The 19,661-nt window shown below is 73.2% G+C and carries 13 protein-coding genes; 9 read left to right on the top strand and 4 right to left on the bottom strand.

The window, feature by feature from the left end:
* Positions 1–198: 198 nt before the first annotated feature.
* Positions 199–777, bottom strand: a complete 579-nt coding sequence (locus ACIQR3_RS32650) for an NADAR family protein (protein ID WP_403544406.1) — start codon at positions 775–777, stop codon at positions 199–201.
* Positions 778–1,000: 223 nt separating this feature from the next.
* Between ACIQR3_RS32650 and ACIQR3_RS32645 the strand changes: the two genes are divergently transcribed.
* From ACIQR3_RS32645 to ACIQR3_RS32620, 6 genes are all read left to right on the top strand, one after another.
* Positions 1,001–2,500, top strand: coding sequence for a gamma-aminobutyraldehyde dehydrogenase (locus ACIQR3_RS32645; RefSeq protein ID WP_403544404.1), 1,500 nt, complete (start codon positions 1,001–1,003; stop codon positions 2,498–2,500).
* A gap of 73 nt (positions 2,501–2,573) precedes the next feature.
* Positions 2,574–3,821: a spermidine/putrescine ABC transporter substrate-binding protein gene (locus tag ACIQR3_RS32640; protein ID WP_403544402.1), complete on the top strand. Its 1,248-nt coding sequence runs from the start codon at positions 2,574–2,576 to the stop codon at positions 3,819–3,821.
* 5 nt (positions 3,822–3,826) lie between these two features.
* Entirely contained in the window at positions 3,827–4,981 is a 1,155-nt protein-coding gene (locus ACIQR3_RS32635; protein ID WP_403544400.1) for an ABC transporter ATP-binding protein, read from the top strand.
* On the top strand, positions 4,981–5,916 hold the full coding sequence (locus tag ACIQR3_RS32630) for an ABC transporter permease (RefSeq protein ID WP_403544399.1): 936 nt from the start codon (positions 4,981–4,983) through the stop codon (positions 5,914–5,916). Before ACIQR3_RS32635 ends, ACIQR3_RS32630 begins: the two co-directional genes overlap by 1 nt.
* Complete coding sequence (locus ACIQR3_RS32625) at positions 5,916–6,719, top strand: ABC transporter permease (protein WP_403544397.1); 804 nt, start codon at positions 5,916–5,918, stop codon at positions 6,717–6,719. Before ACIQR3_RS32630 ends, ACIQR3_RS32625 begins: the two co-directional genes overlap by 1 nt.
* A gap of 20 nt (positions 6,720–6,739) precedes the next feature.
* Positions 6,740–8,158: an NAD(P)/FAD-dependent oxidoreductase gene (locus ACIQR3_RS32620; RefSeq protein WP_403544396.1), complete on the top strand. Its 1,419-nt coding sequence runs from the start codon at positions 6,740–6,742 to the stop codon at positions 8,156–8,158.
* An 8-nt stretch (positions 8,159–8,166) separates the two neighbouring features.
* On the opposite strand, the gene ACIQR3_RS32615 is transcribed toward ACIQR3_RS32620, so the two are convergent.
* Positions 8,167–8,688, bottom strand: a complete 522-nt coding sequence (locus tag ACIQR3_RS32615; RefSeq protein ID WP_403544394.1) for a phosphatase PAP2 family protein — start codon at positions 8,686–8,688, stop codon at positions 8,167–8,169.
* Positions 8,689–9,163: 475 nt separating this feature from the next.
* The gene (gabT, locus tag ACIQR3_RS32610) at positions 9,164–10,498 is read right to left on the bottom strand and encodes a 4-aminobutyrate--2-oxoglutarate transaminase (protein WP_403544392.1); all 1,335 of its coding nucleotides are present in this window, start codon (positions 10,496–10,498) and stop codon (positions 9,164–9,166) included.
* A 237-nt stretch (positions 10,499–10,735) separates the two neighbouring features.
* Here gabT and ACIQR3_RS32605 point away from each other — a divergent pair, with 237 nt between their 5' ends.
* The 3 genes from ACIQR3_RS32605 to ACIQR3_RS32595 all read left to right on the top strand — a co-directional run bounded on the left by ACIQR3_RS32605 (position 10,736) and on the right by ACIQR3_RS32595 (position 16,619).
* On the top strand, positions 10,736–13,291 hold the full coding sequence (locus ACIQR3_RS32605) for an ATP/GTP-binding protein (RefSeq protein ID WP_403544390.1): 2,556 nt from the start codon (positions 10,736–10,738) through the stop codon (positions 13,289–13,291).
* 111 nt (positions 13,292–13,402) lie between these two features.
* On the top strand, positions 13,403–14,989 hold the full coding sequence (locus tag ACIQR3_RS32600) for a PucR family transcriptional regulator (protein WP_403544388.1): 1,587 nt from the start codon (positions 13,403–13,405) through the stop codon (positions 14,987–14,989).
* A gap of 184 nt (positions 14,990–15,173) precedes the next feature.
* Complete coding sequence (locus ACIQR3_RS32595; RefSeq protein ID WP_403544387.1) at positions 15,174–16,619, top strand: aldehyde dehydrogenase family protein; 1,446 nt, start codon at positions 15,174–15,176, stop codon at positions 16,617–16,619.
* 132 nt (positions 16,620–16,751) lie between these two features.
* Here ACIQR3_RS32595 and ACIQR3_RS32590 read toward each other — a convergent pair whose 3' ends face one another.
* Positions 16,752–19,577, bottom strand: coding sequence for a glycoside hydrolase family 3 C-terminal domain-containing protein (locus tag ACIQR3_RS32590; protein ID WP_403544385.1), 2,826 nt, complete (start codon positions 19,575–19,577; stop codon positions 16,752–16,754).
* Between the last annotated feature and the right edge of the window lie 84 nt (positions 19,578–19,661).

The following is a 19,661-nucleotide window of genomic DNA, read 5'->3' as shown; positions in this document are numbered from 1 at the left end:
TAAGTGACCGATTCCGCGCCGTTCCGAGGACGGACACCCCCCACCCCGGCCCCGACCCACCCGCACACGACTGGGCGCTACGCGCACCCCCACCGAACCCGCACAGGCGCCGCAGGCATCCCCACCCACGACCCCGCACCGCCGGCACCGCCCGCACCGCCGGCACCGCCGGCACCGCCCGCACCGCCCGCCCTGCCCCTACGACCTGACGCCCCTCCGCAGCCTCCCCCGCGCCTCCATCAACGCGAACCCCAGCAGATTCGCGCCCCGCCACCGCTCCGGATCCCCCGCCCCCTCCTCCGTGGCGGCGAGGCCGATGCCCCAGACCCGGTCCACGGGACTGGCCTCCACCAGCACCCGGTCCCCCGTGCCCAGCAGGAACTCCCGCAGCGGGGTGTCCGTAGCGAACTTGTGCACGCTGCCCTCGACGACGATCCCGAACCGCTCCCGTTCCCATATCGCCTCGTCGAAGCCCCGCACCAGCCGCCCCGCCTTCTTCGCCTCGGCGGGATGCCCCGCCGCCAGCACCCGGCGTTCCGCCTCCGCGTCCCGGAACAGCCGGGCCTTGCCGGCCATCATCCAGTGCTCGGCGGTCGCGTACTCCACCCCGTCCACCGTGAACGGCGACGGCCACCACTGACTCAGACAGCCCGCCCCGACCCGTCCGCCCGGACCAGGCCGGTGCCCCCAGAAGTACAGGTACTTGACCCGCGCCCCCGCCCGCACCGCCCCGACCAGCGCTTCCCGACTGCCCGACACCCCCGTGACCTCTCCCATGCACGCCACTGTCGCACGCACCACTGACACCCCGTCCCCCCTTTTTCCCCACGGCAACCCGACGTCCCACGGTGACTCGACCCCCGGTCGACAGATTCCGTCGCGTAACCAAATGGCAACAACGGAATCACTTGTTGGAGGCCCACACCTCTGTCAGGATCGGCACTCACATCGAGTCCGAGCCACACCGGACCCCGCCACGGGGACACCGAGGAGAGCCGACATGCACGACCGCTTCGCGGACGGCGCCCAGTACATCGCGGGCCGCCTCACCCACGGCACCTCCGCCCGCACGCACACCGTCGTCGACCCGGCCACCGGCACCCCGGTCCTCACCTACCGCCCGGCCGGCCCGGCCGACGTCGACGCGGCCGTCGCCGCCGCCCGCGCCGCGTTCCCCGCCTGGGCGGCCGCCACCCCGGCCGAACGCTCCGACACCCTGCACCGGTTCGCCGCCGTCCTCGCCGACCGGGCGGAGGACCTCGCCCGCGCCGAGTCCCTCCAGTGCGGCAAACCGCTCAAGCTCACCCGCGAGTTCGACGTGCCCGGCACCATCGACAACGCCGCCTTCTTCGCCGGCGCCGCTCGCCACCTCCAGGGCCAGTCGGCCGGCGAGTACTCCGGCGACCACACCTCCTACGTACGCCGCGAACCCATCGGCGTCGTCGGCTCCATCGCCCCCTGGAACTACCCGCTCCAGATGGCCGCCTGGAAGGTCCTCCCGGCCATCGCCGCAGGCAACACCATCGTCCTCAAGCCCGCCGAATCGACCCCCCTCACCTCCCTGATGTTCGCCCAGGCGGCCACCGAAGCCGGCCTCCCCGACGGCGTCCTCAACATCGTCACCGGCACGGGCCCCGAGGCCGGTGAACACCTCGTGGCCCACCCCGACGTCGCCATGACCTCCTTCACCGGCTCCACCGCCGTAGGCAGACGCGTCGCCGAGATCGCGACCAGCACCCTCAAACGCCTCCACCTCGAACTCGGCGGCAAGGCCCCCTTCCTCGTCTTCGACGACGCCGACCTGGAGGCGGCGGCGCACGGCGCGGTGGCCGCCGCCCTCATCAACACCGGCCAGGACTGCACGGCCGCCACGCGCGCGTACGTCCAACGCCCCCTGCACGACGCGTTCGTGGAACGCACCGCGGCCCTCATGGAAACCGTCCGCCTGGGACACCCCTTCGCCCCCGGCACCGACCTCGGCCCCCTGGTCAGCCACGCGCAGCGCGACCGCGTCGCGGGCTTCGTCGACCGGGCGCGCACCTACGCGCGCGTGGTGACCGGCGGAGAGGCCCCCCAGGACGGCGGCCTGAAGGACGGCGCCTACTACCGGCCCACCCTCATCGTCGACGCCGCCCAGGACAGCGAGGCCGTCCAGGCCGAGATCTTCGGCCCGGTCCTCGTCGTCCTGCCGTTCGACACCGACGACGAGGCCGTCCGGCTCGCCAACGACACCCCGTACGGCCTCGCCGCCTCCGCCTGGACCCGGGACGTGTACCGCGCGAACCGCGCCACCCGGGAGATCAAGGCCGGGTGCGTCTGGATCAACGACCACATCCCGATCATCAGCGAGATGCCGCACGGCGGGTACAAGGCGTCCGGCTTCGGCAAGGACATGTCCGCGTACTCCTTCGAGGAGTACACCCAGCTCAAACACGTCATGTTCGACAACACCGCGACCGCCGCGAAGGACTGGCACCGCACCGTCTTCGGAGACCGCTGACGTCAGGACCCGCTGAGAAGAACCACCCGAGCCGCCAACCACAGACGACCGCAGCCGAAAGGGCACCACGCGCATGGAGCAGTACGAGCCAGACCGTCTCTCCCCGGCCCAACTGGCCGCCATGCGGCGCACCCTGCGCACCGGCAGGGCCGCTCTGACCCGCCGCTCGCTGCTGCGCGCCTCCGCCGGCGGCGCACTCGTGGCCGGCGGACTCGGGACGCTGACCGCCTGCGGCATCCCCGCCGCCGGCCGGACCGAGGGCGGCACCTCCGCGGCGGACCACTCGGCGAAGGAGAAGGAGGTCGCCTTCTCCAACTGGACCGAGTACATGGACGTCGACGACAGCGGCAAGAAGCACCCCACCCTCGACGCCTTCACCGAGCGCACCGGTATCGCCGTCAAGTACACCGAGGACATCAACGACAACAACGAGTTCTTCGGCAAGGTCAAACCGCAGCTCGCCGCCGGCCAGGACACCGGCCGGGACCTGATCGTCCTCACCGACTGGCTGGCCGCCCGCCTCATCCGCCTCGGCTGGGTGCAGAAGCTCGACCCGGCCAACCTGCCGCACGCCTTCGCCAACCTCTCGCCCCAGTTCCGCACCCCCGACTGGGACCCGGGCCGCGCCTACTCCTACCCCTGGCAGGGCATCTCCACCGTCATCGCCTACAACAGGAAGGCGCTCGACGGCATCGAGGTGAAGACCCTCTCCGACCTCCTCGACAACCCGAAGCTCAAGGGCCGCGTCGGCCTGCTCACCGAGATGCGCGACACCATGGGCATGGCCCTGCTCGACCTGGACAAGGACCCGGGCCGCTTCACCGACGACGACTACGACGCGGCCGTCGCCCGCCTCCAGAAGGCCGTCGACTCCGGCCAGATCCGCCGCTTCACCGGCAACGACTACACCTCCGATCTCAGCAAGGGCGACTTCGCCGCCTGCCTCGCCTGGGCCGGTGACGTCGTCCAGCTCAAGGCGGACAACCCGGACGTCGACTTCGTCATCCCCGACAGCGGCTACCTCACCTCCAGCGACAACCTGCTGGTCCCCGGCAAGGCCCGGCACAAGACCAACGCCGAGCGGCTCATCGACTACTACTACGAGCCCCGGGCCGCCGCCGAACTCGCCGCCTACATCAATTACGTCTGCCCCGTCGACGGAGTGAAGGACGAACTGGCGAAGATCGACCCGGACGCGGCGGAGAATCCGCTGATCCTTCCTGACCAGGCCATGCAGGCCAAGTCCCGCGCCTTCCGTTCGCTCAGTTCGAAGGAAGAGACGGAGTACGAGGCCAAGTTCGCGAAGCTCACGGGGGCGTGACCCACATGATCAATGAAAAGGGCGGCGACGTCCGCCTCACCGGCATAGGCAAGACCTACGGCTCCTTCACCGCCGTACACCCGCTGGACCTGACCGTCCCCGAGGGCTCCTTCTTCGCCCTGCTCGGCGCCTCCGGCTGCGGCAAGACCACCACCCTGCGCATGATCGCCGGCCTGGAGGAACCGTCCTGCGGCACCGTGCACCTCGGCGACCAGGACGTCACGCACCTGCCGCCGTACAAGCGCCCGGTGAACACCGTCTTCCAGTCCTACGCCCTCTTCCCGCACCTCGACGTCTTCGAGAACGTCGCCTTCGGCCTGCGCCGGCGCGGCATCAAGTCCGTCAAGAAACAGGTCGGCGAGATGCTCGACCTGGTCCAGCTCGGCGAGCAGGCCCGCAAGAAGCCGCACCAGCTCTCCGGCGGCCAGCAGCAGCGCGTCGCCGTCGCCCGCGCCCTGATCAACCACCCCCGCGTCCTCCTCCTCGACGAGCCGCTCGGCGCCCTCGACCTGAAGCTGCGCCGCCAGATGCAGCTGGAGCTGAAACGCATCCAGACCGAGGTCGGCATCACCTTCGTGCACGTCACCCACGACCAGGAGGAGGCCATGACGATGGCCGACACGGTCGCGGTGATGAACGCCGGCCGCGTCGAGCAACTCGGCACGCCCACCGGGCTCTACGAGCACCCGCGCACCACCTTCGTCGCCAACTTCCTCGGCACCTCCAACTTCATCGAGGCCGAGGTGACCGGCCGCAGCGGCGCGGACCTCGTGGTGAAGGCGGGCGGCGGCACGCTGGCCCTGCCCGCCGACCGCTGCGGCGCGGCCACGGCGGCCGGCGGCACGGTGCTGGTCGGCGTCCGCCCGGAGAAGGCCGCCCTCGTCCCCGCCGCCGACGCCGGCACGGTCCCCGAGGGCCGCAACCGCATCACCGGCACCATCGCCGACGCGAGCTTCCTCGGCGTCTCCACCCAGTACGTCGTCGACAGCCCCGTCTGCCGCGACTTCGCGGTCTACGTCCAGAACATCGACCGCGACCCGCGTCTCGTCCCCGGCGCCGAGGTCGTCGTGCACTGGAGCCCGGCCCACACCTTCGGCCTGAACGCCGCGCAGTCCGCCCAGGACGGTACCCGAGCCGCGGGCGTGGAAGAGGCCGCCTGATGACCGCCGCCACCGCCACCACCCTCACCGAGGCGCCCCCGACCGCGCCGCCGGACGGCGGACCCCCACGCCGCCGGGGCCGCCTCACCCCGTACTGGCTCCTGCTCCCCGGCATCCTGTGGCTGCTCGTCTTCTTCGCGCTGCCGATGGTCTACCAGGCGTCCACCTCCGTGCAGACCGGCTCGCTGGAGGAGGGCTACAAGGTCACCTGGCACGTCGCCACCTACGGGGACGCGCTGTCCGCGTACTGGCCGCAGTTCCTGCGCTCGGTCGCCTACGCCGCCGCCGCGACCGCGCTGTGCCTGCTGCTCGGCTACCCGCTGGCCTATCTGATCGCGTTCCGCGCGGGCCGCTGGCGGAACCTGATCATGGTCCTGGTGATCGCCCCGTTCTTCACCAGCTTCCTCATCCGCACCCTCGCCTGGAAGACGATCCTCGCGGACGGCGGCCCGGTCGTCGGCGCGCTGAACACCCTGCACGTCCTGGACGTCACGAGCTGGCTCGGCTGGACGGCCGGCGACCGGGTGCTCGCCACCCCGCTCGCGGTGGTCTGCGGACTGACGTACAACTTCCTCCCGTTCATGATCCTGCCGCTCTACACCTCGCTGGAGCGCATCGACGGCAGGCTGCACGAGGCGGCCGGCGACCTGTACGCCCGCCCCTTCACCACCTTCCGCAAGGTCACCTTCCCGCTCTCCCTGCCGGGCGTCGTCTCCGGCACGCTGCTCACCTTCATCCCGGCCACCGGCGACTACGTCAACGCCGACCTGCTCGGCTCCACCGACACCCGCATGGTCGGCAACGTCATCCAGACCCAGTTCCTGCGCGTCCTGGACTATCCGACGGCCGCCGCCCTCTCCTTCATCCTCATGGCGGCGATCCTCATCATGGTCACGCTCTACATCCGTAAATCCGGGACGGAGGACCTGGTGTGATGACGCCTTTCGTCACCTGGCTCAAACGCAATCTGGTGGTCCTCGCCGGACTGCTGACGCTCGCCTATCTCCTGCTGCCGAACGTCGTCGTCACGGTCTTCTCCTTCAACGAACCCGTCGGCCGTTTCAATTACGCATGGCAGGAATTCTCGACGGACGCGTGGCAGGACCCGTGCGGTGTCGCCGATCTGTGCGGCTCCCTCACCCTCAGCCTCCAGATCGCGTTCTGGGCGACGCTCGGCGCGACCGCGCTCGGCACCGCGATCGCCTTCGCGCTCGTCCGCTACCGTTTCCGCGCCCGCTCCGCGGTGAACTCGCTCATCTTCCTGCCGATGGCGATGCCCGAGGTGGTGATGGCCGCCTCGCTGCTCACGCTCTTCCTGAACATGGGCGCGCGACTCGGTTTCTGGACGATTCTCATCGCCCACATCATGTTCTGCCTGAGTTTCGTCGTGACCGCCGTGAAAGCCCGCGTCATGTCGATGGACCCGAAACTGGAACAGGCCGCCCAGGACCTCTACGCCGGCCCCTTCCAGACGTTCGTACGGGTCACGCTCCCCATCGCCGCCCCCGGAATAGCGGCCGGCGCGCTGCTCGCTTTCGCGCTCTCCTTCGACGATTTCATCATCACCAATTTCACCGCGGGCTCGACCGTCACCTTCCCCATGTTCGTCTGGGGCTCGGCGCAGCGCGGAACGCCCGTGCAGATCAATGTCATCGGGACGGCCATGTTCGCCGTCGCCGTCCTGCTCGTCCTCGTCTCGATGGCCGCCGGCCGTCGCCGGACCCGACCGAAAGCATGATTCCGTAGGGAGTTGACATCATGGCCCCGAGCGCCATGACCCGTTGGACCAGGTCTCTTTCCGACGCCCAGCCGGTGCCGTACTGGCTGGACGACCCCGGCCGCCCCCGCCCCGAGTCCGCCCTCACCGGCACCGAGACGTGCGACCTGCTGGTCGTCGGCGGCGGCTACAGCGGGCTGTGGACCGCGCTGCTCGCCAAGGAACGCGACCCCGGCCGGGACGTCGTCCTGCTGGAGGGCCGCGAGGTGGGCTGGGCCGCCTCCGGCCGCAACGGCGGCTTCTGCGCCGCCTCCCTCACCCACGGCCTGGCCAACGGCCTCGCCCGCTGGCCCGACGAGATCCACCGGCTGGAGGAACTCGGCGCCCGCAACCTCGACGCCATCGAGGAGGCCGTCAGCCGGTACGCCCTGGACTGCGACTTCGAGCGCACCGGCGAGATCGACCTCGCCACCGAGCCCTACCAGGCCCGGGAACTGCGGGACTGGCACGGACAGATCCGGCGCGCGGGCCTCGGCGAGCACATCGAGTACCTCGACGCCGACGCCGTACGGGCACAGGTCGACTCGCCCACCTTCCGGGCCGGCCTCCACGACCGCCGGGGTGTCGCCCTGCTCAACCCCGCCAAGCTCGCCTGGGGCCTGAAGCGGGCCTGCCTCGCCCTCGGCGTCCGCGTCCACGAGCACACCCCCGCGCTCACCCTCAAGCCGTACGGCGCCGGAATGGCCGTACGCACCCCCTACGGCCTGGTCCGCGCCCGCGCCGTAGCCCTCGGCACCAACGTCTTCCCCAGCCTGCTGCGCCGGGTCCGCTCCTACACCGTCCCGGTCTACGACTACGCCCTGATGACCGAGCCGCTCACCGCCGAACAGCTCGCCTCCATCGGCTGGCGGGGCCGTCAGGGGCTGGCGGACAGCGGCAACCGGTTCCACTACTTCCGGCTCTCCGCCGACAACCGCGTCCTGTGGGGCGGCTACGACGCGGTCCACCACTACGGCGGCCGGGTCCGCGCCGAGTACGACGACCGGCCCGAGACCCACGCCAAGCTGGCCGGGCACTTCTTCACCTGCTTCCCGCAGCTGGAGGGCGTCCGCTTCACCCACGCCTGGGGCGGGGCGATCGACACCTGCTCCCGCTTCTCGGCGTTCTTCGGCACGGCCCACCAGGGGCGGGTCGCCTACGCCGCCGGGTACACCGGCCTCGGGGTCGGCGCCACGCGGTTCGGTGCCGAGGTGATGCTGGACCTGCTGGCGGGGGAGCGGACCGAGCGGACGGCGCTGGAGATGGTCCGCAGGAAGCCGCTGCCGTTCCCGCCGGAGCCCTTCGCCTGGACCGGCATCGCGCTGACCAAGTGGTCGCTGGCCCGCGCGGACGCGCACGCCGGCCGCCGCAACCTGTGGCTGCGCACGCTGGACCGGCTCGGCCTGGGTTTCGACAGCTGACTCCGCCGTCACCCGGTCCGGCGGCGGCCCACCAGGAGGCGCAGGCAGCACAGCAGCGCGCCGAACAGGCACCAGCCGGCCACCACGTCCAGTGGCCAGTGGTAGCCCCGCCGGACCAGCCCGTAGGAGGCGGCGAGGACGAGGACCGCGCCGGCCAGGCACAGCATGCGGCGGACGGCCGCCGAGCGCAGCAGGGGCAGCAGTACCAGCACCGCCGCGCCGTAGGCGACGACGGCGGTGGCGGTGTGGCCGGAGGGGTAGTAGCCGGTGGCCGGTTCGACGGCCGGGGTGCCGGGGCGGTCGGTCCAGATCTTGAGGGGGACGACCAGCGCCGGCACCAGCGCCATCAGCAGCGCCCCGGCGAGGGGCGGCAGCCACCATTGGTCTGTACCGGTGGACCGCCCGCGCCAGGCCGCGTACGCCAGCGCGGCCACCAGCACGGGCAGCGCGACCTGGGTGTTGCCGAGGTCGGCGAGGAGTTCGGAGAACCGGTCCGGACGGACCAACGCCCTGCTCAGCCGCTCGTCCACCCGGATCAGCGGACCGTCCGCGACGACCTGCCAGGTGATCAGCGCGAAGAGCAGGACGGGCAGCCCGATGCCGCCGAGCAGACGGAGGGGAGAGGGGGAGGTCGGCCGCCCCGGAACAGGGGGGGTGGTTCCGAGGCGGCCGAACGGACCGGAACGTCGCGCGCCCCGGGGGGTCTGGGGCGAGCGACCGTCCGATCGGTGAGGAGATCCGAAGCCGGAGGCTCCGTTTGTGTGCGCGAGGGCACGACCAGGCCGCAGCTGGGGAGGCCCCGGCCTGGAGTCACCCACAGTTCCCTGTGGGCGGGGTGTATCTCTCATCTGCGTAGAACCTACGACAGGGAACGGGCCCGAAGACAGGGGCATCCGCGACCTGCCATCCACCTCGCACACCTTCTTCACACGCTCTGCCGTTCACGGAACCGGCCGAGCGGACGGCTGCTCGGATGCGCGTGAGAGGGGAGGGGGAGGCGGGGGCTCAGATGCGGCCGAGGGCCTGCTCGATGATGTCCAGCCCCTCGTTCAGCAGCTCCTCGCCGATCACCAGCGGGGGCAGGAAGCGCAGGACGTTGCCGTAGGTGCCACAGGTCAGGACCAGCAGCCCCTCGGCGTGGCAGGCCTTGGCGAGCGCGGCGGTCGCCTCCGGGGCCGGCTCCTTGGTGGCGCGGTCCTTGACCAGCTCGATGGCGATCATGGCGCCGCGGCCCCGGACGTCGCCGATGACGTCGAACTTCCCGGCCAGGGCGGTGAGGCGGGACTTCATGATCGCCTCGATGGTCTTCGCCTTGGCGTTGAGGTCCAGCTCCTTCATCGTCTCGATGGCGCCGAGCGCGCCCGCGCAGGCCACCGGGTTGCCGCCGTAGGTGCCGCCGAGGCCGCCGGAGTGCGCGGCGTCCATGATCTCGGCGCGGCCGGTGACGGCGGCCAGCGGCAGCCCGCCCGCGATGCCCTTGGCGGTGGTGATCAGGTCGGGGACGATCCCCTCGTCCTCGCAGGCGAACCACTGGCCGGTGCGGCAGAAGCCGGACTGGATCTCGTCGGCGACGAAGACGATGCCGTTCTCCTTCGCGAACCGGCTGATCGCCGGCAGGAATCCCTTGGCCGGCTCGATGAAGCCGCCCTCGCCGAGCACCGGCTCGATGACGACCGCGGCCACGTTCTCCGCGCCGACCTGCTTGGTGATCTGGTCGATGGCCTGCGCGGCGGCTTCCGGCCCGGCGTTCTCGGCACCCGTCGGCCAGCGGTAGCCGTACGCCACCGGGACGCGGTACACCTCGGGCGCGAACGGCCCGAAGCCGTGCTTGTACGGCATGTTCTTCGCGGTCAGCGCCATGGTGAGGTTGGTACGGCCGTGGTAGCCGTGGTCGAAGACGACCACCGCCTGCCGCTTGGTGTACGCGCGGGCGATCTTGACGGCGTTCTCGACGGCCTCGGCGCCGCTGTTGAACAGCGCGGACTTCTTGGCGTGGTCGCCCGGGGTCAGCTCGGCCAGCGCCTCGGCGACGGCGACGTACCCCTCGTACGGCGTGACCATGAAACAGGTGTGGGTGAAGTCGGCGAGCTGCGCGGCGGCCCGGCGGACGACGGCCTCGGCGGAGGCGCCGACCGAGGTCACGGCGATGCCGGAGCCGAAGTCGATCAGCCGGTTGCCGTCGACGTCCTCGACGATGCCGCCGCCCGCCCGCGCGGTGAACACCGGCAGCACGGAGCCCACGCCCTGCGCGACCGCGGCCGTGCGGCGGGCCTGCAGTTCCTGCGACTTCGGGCCCGGGATGGCGGTGACGAGGCGGCGCTCCTGCGGAAGTGCGGTCATGCGGGGCTCCTGGTGGTTCTACGGACACTTACGTTCTTTTCCCGCAGGCTAGGCGCGGCGGACCGGGGTGGGCATGCTCCATGTGGGCGGTGTCGGCCGGCCGGATTGTCCGCGGTGGACAGAGACGTCCCCGGGCCCGGCGACTCCCACCCGGCCGCGTAAGCGGTGAACGCCCGTGCAAGGGCGTTAGATTGACTGGCGATGGTGGACGGAACGGCTGCTCAGGGGGCAGGGGCGATGGACAGCGACGGGAAGCGGGACGTGCGGGGGGCGCGGGTGAATCCCGTGCCGCCTCCGATGCCGCCGACGCGGCCCGCGGTGCCGCCCCGGCCGGCCCGGGCACCGGGTGCGCCACCGGCACCGGGTATGCCACCGGGTGCGGGTGCGCCACCGGCACCGGGTATGCCACCGGGTGCGGGCCAGGTACCGGGTGCGGCCCAGGCACCGGGCACGGCCCAGGCGCCGGGCAGGCCCCCGGTACCGGGCACACCACCCGTGCCCCAGCAACTGCCCCGGTCCGCCTCCACCGTCGCCGCCTGGCTCGACGCGGACCGGCCGGAGGCCCGGCCCGGGATCTGGCGGCAGGGCTACCGCCCGCTCAAGGAGGCCACGGAGAAGCTCGCCCCGGTGACGGTCGTCGGCATGCTCGTACCGCTGGTGCTGGCGATCGGGGTGTGGTCGTTCTGGCGGCGCGGTGTGGTGCCGTACCAGTTCGTCCTGTTGCGGATGTTCACGCCGAACGACTGGTGGTGGGGCGGTACGAAGGCCACGCCCAAGCCGGTCGAGGGCGAGGCGGTGACGCTGCCGGGGGCGCACGCCGCGCTCGTCTACGACGGCCTCTTCTTCGTCGTCCTCGTCCTCGCGGTGGCCGCGCTGGGCAGCTGGCCCGCCATCGCCCGCCACTACACGGGCCACCGGCCCCAGCCGGTCCGCGCCCTGATCGCCGCCGGCCTCGCCCTGATCGCCCTCAGCCTCGTCTTCCCCGAGGCGTTCCCGGGCGCCGGATGGGACCCGGTGCCGGTCGTGGGACCGCTGCTGTCCCTGACCGTGCTGGTCACCGGCAGCTACGAGCTGATGGCCTCCGTCCTCTACACGGACACGCTGTACGCGGTCGTCACCGCGCTCGTGGTGTGGCCGTTCGCCCGCCTCGGCGGCTGGTGGCCGTACGCCCGGAAGCTGCTCGCCGCCCGCCGGGCCGCCGGCGCCCCCAGCGCCGTCCCCGTGGCCGAGCGGCCCCGCTCCCAGTGGCCCGCCCTGCGCGACACCGGCCAGCACGAGGCCGCCGAGCTGCTCACCGCCGAGGTCGCCGGCGGCCGGATGAACGACGTCGACTGCACCCGCGTCGAGCACGCCTTCCACCTCGCCCGGCGCGGCGCCGGCCTCGACGCCTTCCGCGACACCGTGCTGCGCCAGGGCGGCGCCGCCTGGACCCACCCCTCCGGCGCCCGTGACCTGCCCCGCCGGACCGCCCGCCACGACCTGCTCGCCGGCCAGGTGCGCATCGGCCGCTGGGCGCCGGCCGAACGCACCCCGCGCCCCTACCACGAGGCCGGCGCCGCCCTCGGCCCCGAGGTGCTCGGCACCTCCCTGCTGGCCATCGGCCCCTCCGGCTCCGGCAAGACCCGCACCCTGGTCGAACCGGTGACCGAGGCCCTCGCCCTCCAGGCGCTCACCGGACGCTGCGCCGTCGTCGCCGTCTCCGCCGCGGGCCGCCCGCTCGGCGCCGACGACGCCTTCGACGTGATCGTGCGGATCGGCGACCCGTCCTCCGTCCACGACCTCGACCCCTACGCCGAGTCCGACGACCCGGACGAGGCCGCCGCCCTCCTCGCCGAGGCACTCGCCGGCGACCTCGAACCGGCGGGCTCCCAGGGCGCCGCCACCGTACTGGCCCAGCTCCTCGGCCCCTTCCGGGCGGTGCACGGCCGCTTCCCCGCCCTGCCGGAACTGCGGGAACTGCTGGAGGGCGGCGACGGGGCGCTGACCCCGCTGCGCGAGGCGCTCGTCGCCGCCGGGAACGACGTCATGGTCCGCGAACTCGACGCGCGGCTGCGGCAGACCGGCACGCCGGGTGACGCCGGCCGGGTCCTGGCCGACCGGCTGGGGCTGCTGAACCGGCCGGTGTTCGCGGACTTCTTCGGCGGGGGCGGGCCGGGCCGGCCCTTCTCCCTGCGCGCCGTCGCCCACCACTCGCTGCGGGTACGGATCGACCTGCCCGAACGCGGCCACGAGGAGGCCGGCCGGGTGATCACCCGGCTGGTCCTCGCCCAGTTCCTCGCCGTCGTCCGGGAGAGCGGACGCACCCACTTCGCCGGCCTGGTGCTGGACGACGCGACGGGCACCGTCACCGCCGAGTCGGTGCGCCGCGTCCAGCGGCTGCGCGGACAGAACGCGGGCGTGCTGCTCGCGCTGCGGACCATCGCCGACGTCCCCGAGGCCCTGCACGGCCCGCTCTACGGCGCGGTCGGCTGCCGGATGGCCTTCTGCGGCGTCACCACCTGGGACGGCAGCCGGTTCGCGCAGGCCTGGGGCACCGAGTGGGTGGAGACCACCGAGGTCGCCCAGCACACCGTCTTCGCCGACCAGCCGATGACCCGGGCCTTCCACGCCCTGCGCAAGCTGGTGACGGGCAAGGCGGTCACGACGGACGCGGTCACCGTGAAGCAGGTCGAACGCGAACGCTGGTCCGCCTCCGAGCTGGCGCACGCCGTGCCGCCCGGGCATGCCGTGCTGTCGTTGACGACCGTCAAGGGGGAGCACGCGCCGCCCCTGCTGGTGGATCTGCGGGGCTGACCGTCCCGGCCGCCGCGCCGGGACCGTACAGTGAGGCAGAATCGACCCAGGCCGTTCATACGCCGCGGCCAAGACTTCACTGGTCGCACACCACCGACGCGGAGCGGACCCATGCCCCCGACCCTCGCCTCGCTGGTCCACCACTCCGCGCTGAAGCTGACCGTGCGGGCGGGCCGGGACCGCCTGGACGTGCCCGTGCGCTGGGCCCACGCCAGCGAGCTGGCCGACCCCGTGCCCTACATGGAGGGCGGGGAACTGCTGCTGATCACCGCGCTGAAGCTGGACGCCGAGGACCCGGAGGCGATGCGGCGGTATGTGAAGCGGCTGGCCGGCGCGGGTGTGGTCGGGCTCGGGTTCGCCGTGGGGGTGCACTACGAGGATGTTCCGGCCGCCCTCGTCGACGCGGCCGAGCAGGAGGGGCTGCCCCTGCTGGAGGTGCCGCGCCGCACCCCGTTCCTCGCCATCAGCAAGGCCGTCTCCGCCGCGATCGCCGCCGACCAGTACCGGGCGGTGACCGACGGCTTCGCCGCCCAGCGGGAGCTGACCAGGCGGGCCCTCGCCGACGGCCCGGAAGGGCTGCTGGCCGCGCTGGCCGCCCAGGTCGACGGCTGGGCGGCGCTGTACGACGCCGCCGGCGAGGTGGTGGCCGCGGCACCCGAGTGGGCCGGCCGCCGCGCCGCCCGGCTCACCGCGGACGTACGGCGGCTGCGGGAGCGGCCCGCCCCCGCCTCCGCGGTCGTCGGCGGCACGGAACCGGGCGGCGACACCGACCGGGTCGAGCTGCACTCCATCGGCACCTCCCGCCGCCCCCGCGCCGCCCTCGCCGTCGGCACCGCCGCCCCCCTCGGCACCGCCGAGCGCTACGCCCTGCACTCGGCGGTCGCGCTGCTGACCCTGACCACGGAACGCTCCCGCTCCCTGCACGCCGCCGAGCAGCGGATCGGCACGGCCGTCCTCGGCATGCTGCTGGCCGGCGAACCCGACCACGCCCGCACCGTCGCCGGCGACCTCTACGGCGCCCTGCTCGACGCGCCCTTCCGGCTGGTCGTCGCCGAATCCGTGCCGGCCGGCGGCGAGCCGCCCGGCGCCCTCGCCGAGGTCGTCGAGGCCGCCGCGGCCCGGGCCGGCGAGGCGGTACTGGTGGTGCCGCAGGGCGAGCGGCTGGTGGTGCTGGCCGCCGACGGGGGAGCGGCGGTCGCCGCCTGCACGGAGTACGCGGCGGCGCTGGAGGCGGGGCGGACGGTGCCGGACGCGCCGGCCGGCGGCGACGAGGAGGCGTGGGTCGCCGGACTGTCGGCGCCGTCCGGGCCGATCGGCGCCTCGGCCGCGTACAAGCAGGCCGAACAGGCGCTCTCGGTGGCCCGGCGGCGCGGCCGGATCTGCGTCGAGCACGAGCGGCTCGCGGCCGGCTCGGTGCTGCCGCTGCTCGCGGACGACGCCGTGCGCGCCTTCGCCGACGGGCTGCTGCGCGCCCTGCGCGACCACGACGCCACCGGCCGCGGCGACCTGGTCGCCTCGCTGCGGGCCTGGCTGTCGCGGCACGGCCAGTGGGACGCGGCCGCCGCCGACCTCGGCGTCCACCGGCACACCCTGCGCTACCGGATGCGGCGCGTCGAGGAGATCCTCGGCCGCTCCCTCGACGACCCGGACGTACGGATGGAACTGTGGCTGGCGCTGAAGGCGACGGCGGCCCACTGACGCCGGGGGCGCGGCGTTCCGAAACGGCGGAGCGTGGCCCCTCCGGGACGCCGGGTGTGGCCATTGCGGCGCATCGCCCCGCCCCACCACTACAGACAGGACAAACGCCGCTCTGCCGCCCCGCCCCTACCGTGGACCCAGCACCACACGTACACACCCCCGACGGGAAGGGCCGGAACCCGACATGACCTCCATCCACGCCTTCTGGCTCGCCGGCCGCCAGGCCACCGGCGAGGACAGCTTCGACGTCACCTCCCCGTGGGACGGCCACCTCGTCGGCGCCGTGAGCGTCCCGAGCCAGGCACAGGTCGAGGAGGCGGTGGCCGCCGCCCACGCCGTACGGGACGAGTTCGCCGCCACCCCGGCCCACGTCCGGGCCGCCGCCCTCGACCACGTCGCCCGGCGTCTCGCGGAGCGCACCGAGGAGATCGCCCAGCTCATCTCCGCCGAGAACGGCAAGCCCGTCAAGTGGGCCCGCGGCGAGGTCGGGCGGGCGGTCTCCGTCTTCCGGTTCGCCACCGAGGAGGCCCGCCGGTTCAACGGCGGCGAGGCCCAGCGCCTGGACACCGACGCGGGCGGCCAGGGCCGGCTCGCCCTCACCCGCCGCTTCCCCAAGGGCGCCGTGCTCGGTATCGCGCCGTTCAACTTCCCGCTGAACCTGTGCGCCCACAAGGTCGCCCCCGCGATCGCCGCCGGCGCCCCCATCATCCTCAAGCCGGCCCCGGCCACCCCCCTCTCCGCCCTGCTCCTGGGCGAACTGCTCGCCGAGACCGAGCTGCCGGCCGGCTCCTGGAGCGTCCTGCCGGTCCCCAACGACCGGATGCCCGCCCTGGTCCAGGACGAGCGGCTGCCGGTGATCTCCTTCACCGGCTCCGAGCAGGTCGGATACGCGATCATGGACTCGGTGCCGCGCAAGCACTGCACCCTGGAGCTGGGCGGCAACGGCGCGGCCGTCGTGCTGGCCGACTGGTCCAGCGACGAGGACCTGGACCGGGCCGCGCAGCGCATCGCCGCCTTCTCCAACTACCAGGGCGGCCAGTCCTGCATCTCCGTGCAGCGCGTGATCGCCGACGCCGCCGTGTACGACCGGCTGCTGCCGCGCATCGTCGCCGCCGTGGAGGCCCAGGTCACCGGCGACCCGTCCGACGACAAGACCGACGTCGGCCCGCTGGTCAGCGAGGCCGCGGCGCAGCGGGTCGAGGCGTGGGTGCGGGAGGCCGTGGCCGACGGTGCCACGCTCGCCACCGGAGGGCAGCGCGACGGCGCCTCCTACGCGCCGACCGTCCTCACCGACCTGCCGGCCGGCACCACCCTCGCCCGCGAGGAGGTCTTCGGCCCGGTCCTCAGCGTGCAGAAGGTGAACGGCGAGGCGGAGGCGTTCGCCGCCGTCAACGACTCCAAGTACGGCCTCCAGGCGGGCGTCTTCACCCACGACCTCCAGGCCGCCTTCCGCGCCCACCGCGCCCTGGAGGTCGGCGGCGTGGTCATCGGCGACGTACCCTCCTACCGCGCCGACCAGATGCCGTACGGCGGCGTCAAGCAGTCCGGGGTGGGCCGCGAGGGCGTGCGGTTCGCGATGGAGGACTACACCTACGAGCGGGTCATGGTGCTCACCGGCCTCGCGCTCTGACGGCACCGGCACCGGCGACGGCGGGGCGTGCGGACCGGCACGCCCCGCCGTCGCCGTCGGTCATCGCCGTCGGTCATCGCCGTCGGTCATCGCCGTCGGTCATCGCCGTCGGTCTTCGGGCGAAGAACCTGATCAGGCCGAGACCCCGATCCCCGCCAGCCGCACCGGCCCCCGCAGCCCCACCCGCAGGTCGTGCACGCCCTCGGCGGTCAGGCCGGTGGTCAGGGAGACGTAGTCGTACGGTCCCGGGGTCGGCGTGTCCGTCGACAGCACGGCCCGCACCGGGCCGCCGTCCAGGGACAGTTCGACCACGCCCTCGCCCGCCACCTCGACCGTCACCGAGGTCACGCCGGAGCCGAAGTCGCAGGCCCGGTAGAGGAGTTCGCCGGACTTGTCGGCCGTCGGCGTCACCGCGTCGCCCGACTCCTTGGTCCGGTCCACGATCTCCGTGCCGCTCTGCTCGTCGAAGTCGGCGGCCGGCAGGCCCCGTTCGCGCACCGGGCGCGGCGCGGCCGGCTCCCCGTCCAGGGTGAGCGTCGTCCGCAGCCGGACGTCCTCGCTGGAGGCGCCCACCAGCAGCGCGTACGGGCCGGGCTCCAGCCGCCACCGGCCGTGCGCCACGTCCCAGTACGCGAAGGCGGACAGCGGGACGGTGAAGGAGACCTCGGTGGAGGCCCCCGGTGCGAGGGTGACGCGGCGGTGGGCGAGCAGCTCGCGGCGCGGACGCGGCACCGACGGCTGCTCGGCCCGGGCGTACAGCTGGGCCACCTCGTCGGCGGTGACGTCACCGGTGTTGGTCACCGTGAACGAGACCCGCACCGAGCCGTCACCGGCCTCCGCGCGCAGGTCGCCGTAGCCGAACGACGCGTACGACAGCCCGTGCCCGAACGGGAACAGCGGCGTCCCCTCGAAGTACAGGTACGTCTGCCGGGAGCCGATGACGTCGTAGTCGAGCAGGTCGGGCAGGTCCCGGTCGTCGGCGTACCAGGTCTGCGGCAGGCGTCCGGCGGGGGAGACGTCACCGGCCAGCACGCGGGCCAGGGCGGTGCCGGCCGCCTGGCCGCCGTGCGCGGTCCACAGCACTGCCGGGAGCGGCTCGGTGTCGACCGCGTACGGGTAGGCGGAGACCAGCGCCAGCACCGTGCGCGGGTTGGCGTCCCGGGCGGCGCGCAGCAGCCGTTCCTGGTGGGCGGGGAGCCGCAGCGTGGTGCGGTCCTCGGTCTCGCGGCCGTTGATGTGCGGGTCGTTGCCCGCCACCACCAGCACCACGTCGGCCCGGGCGGCGGCCCGCGCCACCGCCTCCTCGCCGCGCTCGACGGTCTCCAGCGCGAAAACCTCCCCGCCGGACGCGGCAACCTTCACGCCGTCCGCGGTCACCGCTACATGGTGCCCCGTTCCCGTGTGCCTGAGGAGGTGGCCGTCGCCGTGCGGTTCCAGCCGGAACGTCTCCTGCACCACCCAGCCGCCCGGCTGGTCGGCCGAGGCGCGCAGGTACCCGTCCTCGGCCACCGACAGGTACCGCCCGTCCGGCGCGCGCAGGGTCAGCACGCCCTCGCCCCAGTCGACCAGGGCGAGTTCGGTGCCGGTGGCGTCGGTGGTGAGCGGCGGCAGATCGGTGCGGCCGGCCAGCAGCGCGGGGTCGAGGGCGCCCTCGGCCACCGGCGCGGGGGCGTCGTCGCCGGCCGGCGGGACGTGCAGGAACGTACCGGCCGAGGTGCGCAGCCGGACCCGGTCCACGCCCTCCGCGAACGCGACCTGCCCGGCGCCGAACCGCTCGTAGAGGCCCTCCAGCGGGGTGGAGCGGTGGAGCAGGGTGCCGCTGTACCAGTCGAGCTTGCACTCGTCGGCGAGGAGTCCGACGACCGCGAGGCGGCTGCCGGGGGCCAGCGGAAGCAGGCCGCCCTCGTTCTTCAGCAGGACGATCGCCTGCTCGGCCGCCTCCTGGGCCAGCGCCCGGTGTTCCGGGGTGTCGAAGGCGCCCGCCTCCTCGTGACCGTCGAACTCGCCGAGGCGGAAGCGGACCGAGAGCTGCCGGCGCACCGCCGTGTCGACGTCGGCCTCGGTCAGCAGGCCCCGCTCCAGCGCGCCGCGCACCCGTGCGGTGATCTTCGTCGAGTCGGTGCCGTGGTCGGTGAAGCTGTCGACCCCGGCCTTCAGCGCGGCGGCCGTCGCCTCCTCGTGGGTGTCGAAGTAGTGCTCGGAGTCGACCAGGTTGGAGGGGGCGCCCGCGTCCGAGCAGACCAGCAGCTCCTCGCCGGTCCAGGCGCGCAGGTGCTCGGCCAGGTAGGGGGAGACGTGGTTGGGGCGGCCGTTGACCAGGTTGTAGGCCGGCATCACCCCGGCCACCGCGCCCGCCTCGACCGTCTCCCGGAAGGCGCGCAGGTCGTACTCGTTGAGGACGCGGGGGCGGACCGAGGAGGACGCGGTGTCGCGGTCGGTCTCGTTGTTGTGGGCGAGCCAGTGCTTCAGCACGGGGGCGGTGCGCCAGTAGGTCGGATGACTGCCGCGCAGGCCGCGGGTGTAGGCGGTGGCGATCGCCGAGGTCAGCCTCGGGTCCTCGGAGTAGCCCTCCTCGTTGCGGCCCCACAGGGGGTGGCGCAGCAGGTTGACGACCGGGGCCCAGACGTTGAGGCCGACCCGCTCGTCGCGGGCGCGCATCGCGCGGACCTCCGCGGAGACGGCGTCGCCGACCCGGCGGACCAGCTCCTCGTTCCAGGTGGCGCCGAGACCGACGGCCTGCGGGAACACCGTCGCCGGGCCCATCCAGGCCACGCCGTGCAGCGCCTCCTGGCCGGTGCGGAAGGCGGCGACGCCCAGACGGTCCACGCCCGGCGTGAACTGGTGCAGAAATCCGATCTTCTCGTCGAGCGTGAGCCGCGACAGCAGGTCGTCGACGCGCTCCGCGACCGGCGTGCGCGGATCGCGGAAAGGCGGTGTGGGCGGCGTGGGTGCGGTCACGTGGGATTCCCCTTGCGATGTGCGGCGATGCGCTTCCGAAGCGGCTTTCGAAGCGCTTCGATGCTCAGTCGGCGAAGGCCGGGT

Origin of the sequence: Streptomyces sp. NPDC090994, from assembly GCF_044768905.1 — a bacterium.
Lineage (GTDB): Bacteria > Actinomycetota > Actinomycetes > Streptomycetales > Streptomycetaceae > Streptomyces.
The sequence above is the reverse complement of the archived record's forward strand: the minus strand, read 5'-3'. Positions and strand labels throughout refer to the sequence as shown.